Genomic DNA, 10,527 nt, shown 5'->3' on the forward strand with positions numbered 1-10,527 from the left:
CCGCAGGTACCGGCAATGTGCCCTCACGGAACCATCGATACGCGGTACGCGGGGCAATTCCCTGCGCACGTGCCCATTCCGTCAGGTTCATGCACGAGATCGTACAACACTCATGACATCTAAAAAACACTCATGGACACTTACCCGAGAGCAGGTTCTGACCCTCGGCCCAGGCGCGCCGCGCGGCCGGCTCACCGGTTCGGGCGTTCAGCGGCTGCGGCGTCCTGCTGTTTCAGGCGGCCGTGCTGAGCCGGCCGCGGCCCGGTCCTGCTCGCGCAGCGGGGTGAAGTCCACGTCCAGCTTCGGGTCGTACGCTTCCGGCTGGATGCCGAGTTCATGTGTGCTGTACACGCCGAACCGGTTCACTGTAACGGCTCTGGCCCGCAGTCGGTGGTGACGCCGGGTGTCCGTCAGGGTAGGAGGATGCGGTGCCGGTAGAGGAGGTCGAATCCACGGCGGCACAGGCCGGCGTGCCGGGAGGGGCGGCCTCATCGGGACCGCACCCGGAATCGACCGGATGCGGTCGGGGACGCCGACGCTAGCGGGGCAGGACAGGCCGCGGTCAGCAGCAAGGTCTCCCCCAGCGGGCTCAGCAGCTTTCCGCCCTCGGCATGCCAATCCCGGCGACACCCGCCATCACGTACCGTGATGACATTCACCCGATCTGGTGACAACGTGCAGGTAGGGGGATCGTCGGGAGACGCCCGTTCAGCCTGCGGCATTGCCGAAACCGATGGACGTTGCAACGGCTCACGCGCCCGCTTCGACATGCCGCTCAGCCGCCCACGGGCCAGCCTGGATGCGGCGAGCCGCCCCGAGGAGCCGACCCGCCGCCAGGGGGGACTCCGACGAAAGCAGGAGACCCATCAATGAGCTCCACCCAAAGCCGAAGCGCCCGTGCGCTCGCCGCCGGTGCCCTGTCCGCCGCCATGCTGTCGACCGGTACGGCCGGAGCCGTCGCCGCGACCGGGACGCCGCCCCCCAAGCCCATTATCACCGGCACGCCGAGCGTGAAGCCGTCGCGGACGCCGACCGCCATGGGCTCGATCACCGTCTCGGCCAACCGCAAGGCCGTCAAGGTGGGCAACGCCGTGGTGTTCACCGGCCGGGTCAGGGGCATCAAGGCCGGTTCCACGCTGGTGCTCCAGCACCTGCACAACGGCAAGTGGACCACGCTGAGGACCACGGCGGCCGTCAACAAGAACGGCACCTACACGATCAAGCGGACGTTCACCAAGAAGGGCACCGAGCAGGTGCGGGTGGCGACCAAGTCCGGCACGTTCCACTCCTCGCCGGTCACCGTTCAGGTCAGCTGACGGTGACGGGGGTCCAGCGCTGGGTCGCAGCGGCGTTCGGACGGGCAGCGGGGCCAGGAAGAGAGATCTTCACCGGCCCCGCTCGCATCAGCCGAAACCGAGCGTGCCTCCGCGGTCCACGAAGGAGCCGGTAACACCTTTCGGTGACGGCATCCCGCGCTTGGGACACGGGGATGCCAACGGTGCCTCCTCCAGCTCTTCCTTCGGCCGAAGGAAGAGCTCACATCACGGACTTGCGGTCTTTCAGACACGCTCTCGAGGGCCAGGGCAGTGCCCGCTATGAAGCCGTCGAGGGTGTTCGGCCGGTGCTGAAAGCGCTTGAACCGGTTGCGTACGAAGGCCTCGAGCCGGAGAAGCGGGCGTGCCAAGGCCGGGCGCCGCGGGTCTCGGCACACCATCTGTCACTGGTGCGGTGGGAGGACTGTCATGATGGGCATCCGCTGTTGGCGATGACGTAGTAGCCCGGTGAGGTCTCCTCCAGGGTGTTCGTCGCGTAGGTGTTGTACAGCCCCATGTCCTGGTTGGAGCCGTTGGCGTAGACCTCGCCCAGGGTCTGGTGGGCGCGGCCCGCGGAGACCTGGTTGTAGTTGTTGTCGGTGTAGCAGGTCGGGGTGTAGCTGCTGGTGGTACCGGTCACGGCAGCGGACTGGGCACCCACCTTGCCGCTGCTGTCCACGGCGGCGACGGTGTAGCTGTAGCTCGTACCCGTGCTCAGTGCGGTGTCGGTGTAGCTGGTTTTGCTGGTCGCGGAGGAATTCACCTGGGTTCCGTTGCGGTAGACGTTGTAGCCCGCTGCGCCGGAGACGGCGTTCCAGCTCAGTGCGATCGAGCTGCTGGTCACCGTGCCGACGGTGAGGCCGGTCGGTGCCGGAAGTCCCGGGTTGGTGCCGGTGGTGGTGGCGCTGACGGCGGCGGACTGGGTGCCGATGTTGTCGCTGCTGTCGACGGCGGCGACGGTGTAGCTGTAGGCGGTGCCGGCAGTCAGCCCTGTGTCGGTGTAGGTGGTGGCGGTGACGGCCGAGGTGTTGACCAGGGTGCCGTTGCGGTAGATGTCGTAGCCGGCCGCACCGGAGACGGCGTTCCAGCTCAGGGAGGCGGAGTTGTCGGTGGTGGCGGTGACGGCCAGGCCGGTGGGGGCAGCGGGGCCGGTGGCGTCGAGGCCGAAGAACTGGGCGGTGTAGTAGCTGGAGCAGATGTAGTTGAGGTAGTACGTGCCGGTGCTGCCGCACTGGTTGGTGGCGGAGCCAGGGTTGACGGCCAGTCCGTGACCCATACCGGAGATCGAGTAGGTCTCGACGGCCGGGTTGCCATTGGCGTCGTCGTAGATGTTCTCGGTGGTGCTGCCGGGCAGGGACTTGGTGCTGGACGGGGTCTGGCCGATGCCCCAGACGTTGGTCCAGCCGTCCATGTTGTAGGTGAGTTCGGCGGGGTTGACGGTGGTGTCGGAGCTGCCCTGCCAGATGGCCACGCGCGGCCAGGGGCCGGTGTAGCCGGAGTCGGAGTTCTTGATCAGGCTGCCCCACTGCGCAACCGTGTTGCTGGTCGTGCCCGAGGTGCAGTTGGTGTTGGTAATGCCCGAGGTGGAGCACTGGGCGGCCGGGCCGGAGTCGATCGAGCCGGCGGCGAAGACGTCCGGGTAGTCGGCGAGCATGTCGGCGGTCATCCCGGCACCCGCCGACAAGCCGGTGATGTAGATCCGGTTCGGGTTGACGTGGTAGTTCGTCTCCGCGTACTGGACCATCTGATAGATCGACAAGGCCTCTCCCTTACCGCGGCCGTCATCGGAAGGGGTGCCCCAGTCGAAGCAGTTCATGATGGGACTGGTGGTGGAGGGCTGCTCGGGGAAGACCAGCGCGAAGTGGTACAGGTCGGCGTACTTGGACCAGCCGGAGTTGGTGTAGTAGTCGTTCGCGCTCTGTGTGCAGCCGTGCAGGGCGACAACCAGGGGTGCGTTGCTGGGCAGGCTCGAGGGCAGGTAGCTGTACATGTTCAGGCTGCCCGGGTTGGAACCGAAATTGGCCACCTGGCTAAGACCAGAGGCAGCGGACGCCGGCGCCGCGGTGGGGACCAGGCCGCCGAGCAGCAAAAGCACCCCCGTCAGGAGCGCGGCCCAGCGCCTAAGGGAGCATGGCCGGATGGTTCGTTTGCTTGCCGAGACCGTCATCGCGCGTACTCCTGTCTGGGTGTTTCGGTTTCCCGGCGTCGAACCGTTGGCGTCGCCCCCTCCTGCCTTGCGCCGCTGGCCGAAACCTGCCGCGAAGGATGCGACCGGCGACACAGGCTGCGACATGTGCGCGAAACCCAGTCTTCATCGCGGCGCCGTATTGGAAGTCGACATGGCGCTGCGCGCGAGCCTGTGGTCTGCTGTGACGTCCGGGCGGGAGCGCGTGTTGCCCGAGCCACCAGACGTTGATGGGGTTGACCGACGGTGGCTGTGAGGAGGGGCGTGCCAGGGCGGTCCTGCGCAGCGGGGGCAGCAAGCGCCGGTGGCGGTGACGGCCTGGTGGATCGTGCTCTCCCGCGTCGGAGCGGACCAGTATCAGTCGCCTCGGTGTCTTCGGCGCCTGTCGGTTCTGCAGATCTGGGCGTGCCCGGGCATGATGAGCGGAGGCCTGTCTTGCTGGCGACCGGTGGCGGGGCCATACGGTTTATCCGGGAAGGCGCGGGTGATGGCACCTACGGATCCCACCGCAGGGGGTCTTGCTGGCGGCCCGCCCGCCGAAGCGTTCTGCGACACCGTGGACCTGAACCATCTCTTCGCCCAGGCACCCGTGGGTTTGGCCGTCTGCGACGGCGCGCTTCGGGTTCTGCGGGTCAACGCAAGACTCGAACGTCTCTGCGAGACCCAGGCTGATGAGGTGCTGGGTAAGTCGATCGGTGAATTCTTCCCCACCCGGGACGCCGCCTGTTTGACCGAGCTCTTGCGCACGGTCCTGGAGACGGGCAGACCCGTGGAGAGCACCGTACGTCTGGTCACGTCATAGGCGAGCACGAGGAAGTCTGCTCCCTGTCGGCTTTCCGTCTGATCGACACGCGCGGCCGGACGGTGGGAGTGGCTACCGCCATCTCCAGCCTGAGCCACGGCCGGCACCGGGAAGCCGTGAGCGGCTGGCCCTGCTGGAAGAGGCCACCACATCGACAACGCCCGCCGCTACACCCGCGAGCATCACGCCACGCTTACCTTGCAGCACTCCCTGTTGTTGCAGGGCGCCGTGCCGTCGCGTTGCTCGCTGGAGACCGCGCACCGCTACCTGCCCGCCTGCACCAATGCGGGCGTGGGCGGCGACTGGTTCGACATCCTCCAGCTCTCCGGTGCCCGCGTCGGCCTGATCGTCGGCGACGTAACGGGTCAGGGCATCCAAGCCGTCGCTCGCGCCGGACGACTGCGCACTGCCATGCGCACACTGGCCGCTCTGGACTTCACTCCGGAAGAGGTGCTGGCGCACATCGACGCTCGCGTGCGCCAGGCCACTGTCCGAGAACCGGCCGCCGGCCGCGAGTCCGGCTCGGTCGGCTCCACCTGTCTGTACGCCATCTACGACCCTGTCACCGGGCAGTGCTGCGCAGCCAGCGCCGGCCATCCGGCACCCATCGTCGTGCGTCCCGGAGAAGCGGCCGGGCTTCTGCCTGTGTCCGTCGGCCCGCCACTGGGCCTGGGGGGTCTGCCGTTCGACATGACGCAGACGAGCCTGCCCGACGGCAGCCTTCTGGCCCTGTACACCAATGGTCTCTTCCGGGGCCTTCAACAGGACCCGGACAGCCTCATGCACGTGCTGCATGCCTTGAACGGGCCAGAGCAGCAGCGGGACAACCTGTGCCAAGCCGCCGTAGAGGCGGCCCTCGGCGGTCAGCCCCCGGCGGACGATGCCATCCTCGTCCTGACCCGGGCCCGGAGCCTTGGCCCTGGCCGTGTCGCCACGTGGGACCTGCCGGCGATCCCGGAAGTCGACGCCCGGGCACGACGGCTGGCCTCCGGCCAGCTCACCGTCTGGGGCCTGGCAGAATACGCGCCGCTGGCCGAGTTGGTCATCAGCGAGCTGGTGACCAACGCCATCCGCTACGGCCGCGGTCCCATCCGACTGCGACTGATCCGAGAACACCCGCTCATCTGCGAGGTCTCGGATGCCTCCAGTACTTCCCCTCACATGCGCCAGGCGAGCAGTCACGACGAAGGCGGCCGAGGACTGTTCATGGTCGCGCAACTGGCAGAAGCCTGGGGCACCCGCTACACGCCCACAGGCAAGATTATTTGGGTCGAGCTGGCCGGCCCCTGAGCTCCTCCGTCACGACGGATCCTGGGGAACGGCGACGACGCCACGTTGGATTGTGGACCCGCAGGTGCGAGGAGGGCTCGTCAGCGGCTGGTGTAGTCGAAGCATGCGCGGCCGATCTTCCGGCCGCGCAGACGGACTCCACCATGCATGCCAGCAGCGGCGGTGGCGCGGACTCGGCAATCTCTCCTCCTGCCGGCGAGAGCGACGGCCGCCAGATACACGACGACCGTGCCGAGGGCGCCGCCCGCGTACACTCGCCGACCGTGTGAGTGAGAGACCGCAGGGCCCATGGTGGCAGCACCCATCTCATGCTTTGAAAATATGTCGACGACCCACGTGTCTCACCTCATGGTTCCTACCTACCGTGTTCGGCCATGGACAGTACCAAGAGCTCCGACGAGGGCTCACCCCATCCCGGGCCGGGTGGCACCATCGCATCCGGTCTGGCTTCGACCCGATTCCTTACCGGCCGCAAGGTTGTGGTCACCGGTGCGGCGAGTGGGATCGGCCGGGCCTGCGCCGAGGGCTTTGCCGCGGCCGGTGCCGAGGTCTACGTGGTGGACCGGGCCGCCGAGGCCGCCAAGGATGTGGCGGAGGCGATCGGTGGCATCGCCGTCGTGGCCGACCTCTCCGAGGCCGACGCCGTGGACGCGCTGCCGGACGACGCCGACATCGTGGTCAACAACGCGGGTCTGCAGCACGTCGCCCCCGTGCACGAGTTCCCCCCGGAGCGCTTCGCGCTGATCCAGCGGGTCATGGTAGAGGCGCCGTTCCGCATCCTGCGCCGCACCCTGCCTCACATGTACGCGCAAGGCTGGGGCAGGGTCGTCAACATCTCCTCGGTGCACGGTCTTCGGGCCAGCCCCTACAAGGCTGCGTACGTCGCCGCGAAGCACGCGCTGGAAGGTTTGAGCAAGGTGGTCGCCCTGGAGGGCGCCGCGCACGGTGTGACCAGCAACTGCATCAACCCCGGCTATGTCCGCACACCGCTGGTCGAGGAGCAGATCGCCAACCAGGCGCGCGCCCATGGCATCTCGGCGGCGGACGTGATGGACCAAGTGTTCCTGGAGCGCACCGCGATCAAGCGCCTGATCGAACCGGCCGAGGTCGCCGAGGCGGCCCTGTGGCTGTGCACCGAGGGCAGCAGCTACATCACCGGCAGCTCGATCCCAGTGGACGGCGGCTGGACGGCTCACTGACAGCACGTCACGGCAGGCCCAAGACTGTTCCGGCCGGCCAGGGCCGGCCGGAACAGCACCCACGCGCCGCTTCCCCTGCGGCGCACCCCACCGACAAAACTCCCCCAGACCCGCTCCTTTCGTCCCCCAGCGTCGAGCGGGCCCGGCGGTTTCTGCTCCCCTCTCACTCGGAAAACGGTGACAACCATGCCCAGCGCTCACACCGCCGTGAACGACCCAGGCACCTCCGGAAGACCACAAGGTCTGCGCAAGATCGTCGCGGCCAGCCTGATCGGCACCACCATCGAGTGGTACGACTACTTCCTCTACGGCTCCGCCGCCGCCCTGGTCTTCGGCCACGTGTTCTTCCCCGAGTCGGACCCGCTGACCGGCACCCTGCTGTCCTTCCTTACCTACGCCATCGGCTTCGCCGCCCGCCCGATCGGCGCCGTGGTCTTCGGCCACTACGGCGACCGCCTCGGCCGCAAGAAGCTCCTGGTCATCAGCCTGCTGATGATGGGGCTCTCCACCGCCCTGATCGGCTGTGTCCCCGGCTACGACACGATCGGTGTGGCCGCTCCCCTGCTGCTGACCACCCTGCGCCTGATCCAGGGATTCGCCCTCGGCGGCGAGTGGGGCGGCGCCGTACTGCTGGTGTCCGAACACGGTGATCCGAAACGGCGCGGCTTCTGGGCGTCCTGGCCGCAGGGCGGCGCACCGGCCGGCAACCTGATCGCCGTCGGAGTGCTCTCCCTGATGACCACCGTGCTCAGCGACGACGCGTTCAACTCCTGGGGATGGCGTGTGCCCTTCCTGCTCTCCGCCGTGCTGGTCATGATCGGTCTGTGGATCCGGCTGTCCGTCGACGAGTCCCCGCTGTTCAAGGAGGCGCTCGCGAAGGCCGAGCGGCGCAAAGCGGAGCAGAAGGCCGAGCAGCTGCCGTTCGTCGCGGTCGTGCGCCACCACTGGCGCGACGTCCTGGTCGCGATGGGCGCCCGGATGGCGGAGAACATCTCGTACTACGTGATCACCGCCTTCGTCCTCACCTACTGCGTCGAGCACCTGAAGATCGACAAGCAGACGTCGCTGAACGCCGTGCTGATCGGCTCGGCCGTGCAGTTCTGCCTGATCCCGCTGTTCGGCGCTCTCTCCGACCGGATCGGCCGCAAGCCGGTGTACCTGGTGGGCGCGGTCGGCGTGGGCCTGTGGTCCTGGGCCTTCTTCGCCCTGCTGGACACCAGGTCCTTCCCCGCGCTCGTGCTCGCCATCACCGTCGGCCTGGTCTTCCACAGCGCCATGTATGCCCCTCAGGCGGCGTTCTTCTCCGAGCTGTTCGCCACCCGGATGCGCTACACCGGCGCCTCCATCGGTGCCCAGCTCTCCTCGGTGGCGGCCGGCGCCCCGGCCCCGCTGATCGCCACCGCGCTGCTCAGCTCCTACGGCAACGCTGCCCCGATCTCGGTGTACGTCGGCCTGGCCGCCGTGATCACCGTGATCGCGGTCATCGCCGCCCGCGAGACGCGTGGCAGGGACCTGGCCGCGATCGAGCCGGACGGCTCGGCGGCGCAGCCCGCCCCGGACCAGCAGGCCGCCACACCCGCCTGACGGCCCGGCACCATCCCCGGCCCGAGGGTCAGGGTCCCGCCCCCCGGTGGGGGAGGACCCCGACCCTCCACGGCCGTTCACTGATTCCACCGTCCACCGATCGCAACGGTTGCCCCCTCATGTCGCACAAGCCCACCTCCCTCACCCCTCATCTGCGCCGGCTGCTGGAACTCCTCGCCGCGGGCGCCCCCGCCGAGGAGCTCAGTGCCGTCGCCGTCGAGGCACAGCGCAGTGGTATCGCCGCCCAGGATCTCGCGGAGGTCGAGCAGGCCACTGAAGCCGCGCTGCGCGTACAGAGCACACTCCGGCAGCACAGGCGCCGGGAGGCGGAGCTGACCGCGCTCTTCGACACCGCCGGCGACCTGGCAGCCCTGCGCGACCTCGACGCCGTGCTGCGCTCCATCGTCCGGCGGGCCAGGATGCTCCTGGGCACCGACACGGCCTACCTCACGCTGCCCGACGAGGAGGCGCGGGACACCTACATGCGAGTCACCGACGGCTCGGTGTCGGAACTGTTCCAGAACCTGCGCCTGCAGCTGGGTGAGGGCCTGGGCGGTCTGGTCGCGCAGACCGCCCGACCCTACGCCTCCCCGGACTACCGCACCGACGACCGCTTCGTGCACACCGGCAGCATCGACGCCGGAGTCCTGGACGAGGGGCTGGTCGCGATCCTCGGCGTGCCGCTGCTGCTGGGGTCGGGAAGCGGCGGTCAGGTCATCGGCGCGCTCTTCGCCGCGGACCGCACGCCACGCACCTTCTCTCCCGACGAGGTCGCCCTGCTGTGCTCGCTGGCCGACCACGCTGCCATCGCCATCGACACCGCCAAGGCCATGGCAGACGCCCGCATCGCGCTGGCCGAACTGGCCGAGGCCAACGCCGTGATCCGGGAGAACGCCGCCGCCATGCAGCGCGCCGAGGAGGCCCACGACCGGCTCACCGATCTGGTGCTGCGCGGCGGCGACGTGACGGACGTGGCCGCCGCCGTGGCCGCGCTGCTGAAGGGGGACGTCGCCGTCCACGACGGCTCCGGATGGCCGCTCACCGCGGTCGGCGAACACACCGGCGCGTTCACCAGGGGCACGGAGGACAGCGGGGGCGCAGCGGAGGCGGCGGCGCTGGTTGAGGCGGCGAAAAGCTCACGCGCGGCCGCCCACGCGGTGTTCCGTGACGGGCGCTGGGTCTGCGCGGTGCTGGCCGGGCAGGAACTGCTGGGCTGCCTGGTCCTGCACGGGCGCCCGGATCTCGACAGCCCCGACCGGCGCCTGTTCGAGCGGAGCAGCGTCGTCACCTCCCTGCTGCTCCTGCTGAGGCGTTCGGTCGCCGAGACCGAGAACCGCGTTCGCGGCGACCTGATCAACGATGTGCTCACCGCGCCCGAGCGCGACCCGGTCGGCCTGGTGGCCCGCGGCCGCCGCCTCGGCTTCGACCTCGACCGGCCCCACATCCTGCTCGTCGCCCAATCCGGCGACGCGGGCCGGGAACGGCTCGCCGACGCCGCCGTGCAGTACCTGTTCGGGTGCGGCGGGGCCAGCGCGGAACACGAGGGCGCCGTCGTGCTGCTGCTTCCGTGCGACGGCACCGGACCGGGTGAGGCGGCCCACATCGCAGCCACGCAACTCGGCCAACTGGTCGGCGCACCGATCACGGTGGCCGGCACCGGGCCGGCTGCCGGGCCACGGGCCATCGCCGACGCGCATGCCGAGGGGGTGCGCTGCCTGCGCGCCCTGCACGTACTCGGCCGCGACGGGCACGGGGCGAGCGTCACCGACCTCGGCTTCCTCGGCGTGCTGCTGGGTGACAGGCACGACGTGGACGGTTTCGTCACCGCCGCCCTGGGACCGCTGCTGGAGTACGACGCCCAGCGCGGCACCCAACTGGTCCGCACACTGCGCGCCTACTTCGACTGCGGCGGAAGCCTGACCCGGACGAAGGAGGAGCTGCACGTGCATGTGAACACCGTCGTGCAGCGCCTGGACCGCATCCAGGCGCTTCTCGGCCCCGTCTGGAACACCCCCGAGCAGGCCCTGGAACTCCAGCTCGCCCTGCGTCTGCACTTGCTGTCGGGCACCTGACGCCCGAGCGGGTGTGCGCGAGAACGGCCCCGGCAGGGACCCGCGGCACCCTCCGGTTATGAGAGGACGGGAGCCGCCGCGG

Annotated in this window: 8 protein-coding genes and 1 pseudogene; 6 read left to right on the forward strand and 3 right to left on the reverse strand. The window is 69.1% G+C overall.

From position 1 onward, the window contains the following. Together ACFYX0_RS38100 and ACFYX0_RS38105 are read right to left on the reverse strand one after the other, a co-directional pair. A pseudogene (locus tag ACFYX0_RS38100) lies at positions 1–91 on the reverse strand (IS607 family transposase); the annotation flags it as partial. 116 nt (positions 92–207) lie between these two features. Beyond that, positions 208–351: a hypothetical protein gene (locus ACFYX0_RS38105; protein WP_388977938.1), complete on the reverse strand. Its 144-nt coding sequence runs from the start codon at positions 349–351 to the stop codon at positions 208–210. Positions 352–869: 518 nt separating this feature from the next. Here ACFYX0_RS38105 and ACFYX0_RS38110 point away from each other — a divergent pair. After that, positions 870–1,316, forward strand: coding sequence for a hypothetical protein (locus tag ACFYX0_RS38110; RefSeq protein ID WP_388977941.1), 447 nt, complete (start codon positions 870–872; stop codon positions 1,314–1,316). Between the two features lie 424 nt (positions 1,317–1,740). On the opposite strand, the gene ACFYX0_RS38115 is transcribed toward ACFYX0_RS38110, so the two are convergent. Continuing rightward, positions 1,741–3,339, reverse strand: coding sequence for a PHB depolymerase family esterase (locus ACFYX0_RS38115; RefSeq protein ID WP_388977944.1), 1,599 nt, complete (start codon positions 3,337–3,339; stop codon positions 1,741–1,743). A gap of 646 nt (positions 3,340–3,985) precedes the next feature. On the opposite strand from ACFYX0_RS38115, the gene ACFYX0_RS38120 reads away from it, so the two are divergent. The 5 genes from ACFYX0_RS38120 (at position 3,986) to ACFYX0_RS38140 (ending at position 10,445) form a co-directional block, all read left to right on the forward strand. Further along, positions 3,986–4,300, forward strand: coding sequence for a PAS domain-containing protein (locus ACFYX0_RS38120; protein ID WP_388977947.1), 315 nt, complete (start codon positions 3,986–3,988; stop codon positions 4,298–4,300). Positions 4,301–4,498: 198 nt separating this feature from the next. Then, a complete protein-coding gene (locus tag ACFYX0_RS38125) occupies positions 4,499–5,590 on the forward strand; it encodes a SpoIIE family protein phosphatase (protein ID WP_388977950.1) in 1,092 nt (363 codons plus the stop codon). A 374-nt stretch (positions 5,591–5,964) separates the two neighbouring features. Then, the gene (locus tag ACFYX0_RS38130) at positions 5,965–6,789 is read left to right on the forward strand and encodes a 3-hydroxybutyrate dehydrogenase (RefSeq protein ID WP_388977953.1); all 825 of its coding nucleotides are present in this window, start codon (positions 5,965–5,967) and stop codon (positions 6,787–6,789) included. A 186-nt stretch (positions 6,790–6,975) separates the two neighbouring features. Beyond that, positions 6,976–8,373 (forward strand): MFS transporter, encoded by a 1,398-nt coding sequence (locus ACFYX0_RS38135; RefSeq protein ID WP_388977955.1) that lies wholly within the window; start codon positions 6,976–6,978, stop codon positions 8,371–8,373. A gap of 119 nt (positions 8,374–8,492) precedes the next feature. Continuing rightward, positions 8,493–10,445 carry a helix-turn-helix domain-containing protein gene (locus tag ACFYX0_RS38140; RefSeq protein WP_388977958.1) on the forward strand — a complete coding sequence of 651 codons (1,953 nt, stop codon included), beginning with the start codon at positions 8,493–8,495 and terminating at the stop codon, positions 10,443–10,445. The last annotated feature ends 82 nt before the right edge of the window (positions 10,446–10,527 follow it).

Origin of the sequence: Streptomyces sp. NPDC002573, from assembly GCF_042889625.1 — a bacterium.
GTDB classification, from domain to species: Bacteria; Actinomycetota; Actinomycetes; order Streptomycetales; family Streptomycetaceae; genus Streptomyces; species Streptomyces gibsoniae.

What these genes read in the sequence shown, in the direction of transcription:
- ACFYX0_RS38135 (WP_388977955.1), top strand. Translation starts at nt 6,976, where the DNA reads ATGCCCAGCGCTCACACCGCCGTGAACGACCCAGGCACCTCCGGAAGA.
- ACFYX0_RS38140 (WP_388977958.1), top strand. Translation starts at nt 8,493, where the DNA reads ATGTCGCACAAGCCCACCTCCCTCACCCCTCATCTGCGCCGGCTGCTG.
- ACFYX0_RS38110 (WP_388977941.1), top strand. Translation starts at nt 870, where the DNA reads ATGAGCTCCACCCAAAGCCGAAGCGCCCGTGCGCTCGCCGCCGGTGCC.
- ACFYX0_RS38130 (WP_388977953.1), top strand. Translation starts at nt 5,965, where the DNA reads ATGGACAGTACCAAGAGCTCCGACGAGGGCTCACCCCATCCCGGGCCG.
- ACFYX0_RS38120 (WP_388977947.1), top strand. Translation starts at nt 3,986, where the DNA reads ATGGCACCTACGGATCCCACCGCAGGGGGTCTTGCTGGCGGCCCGCCC.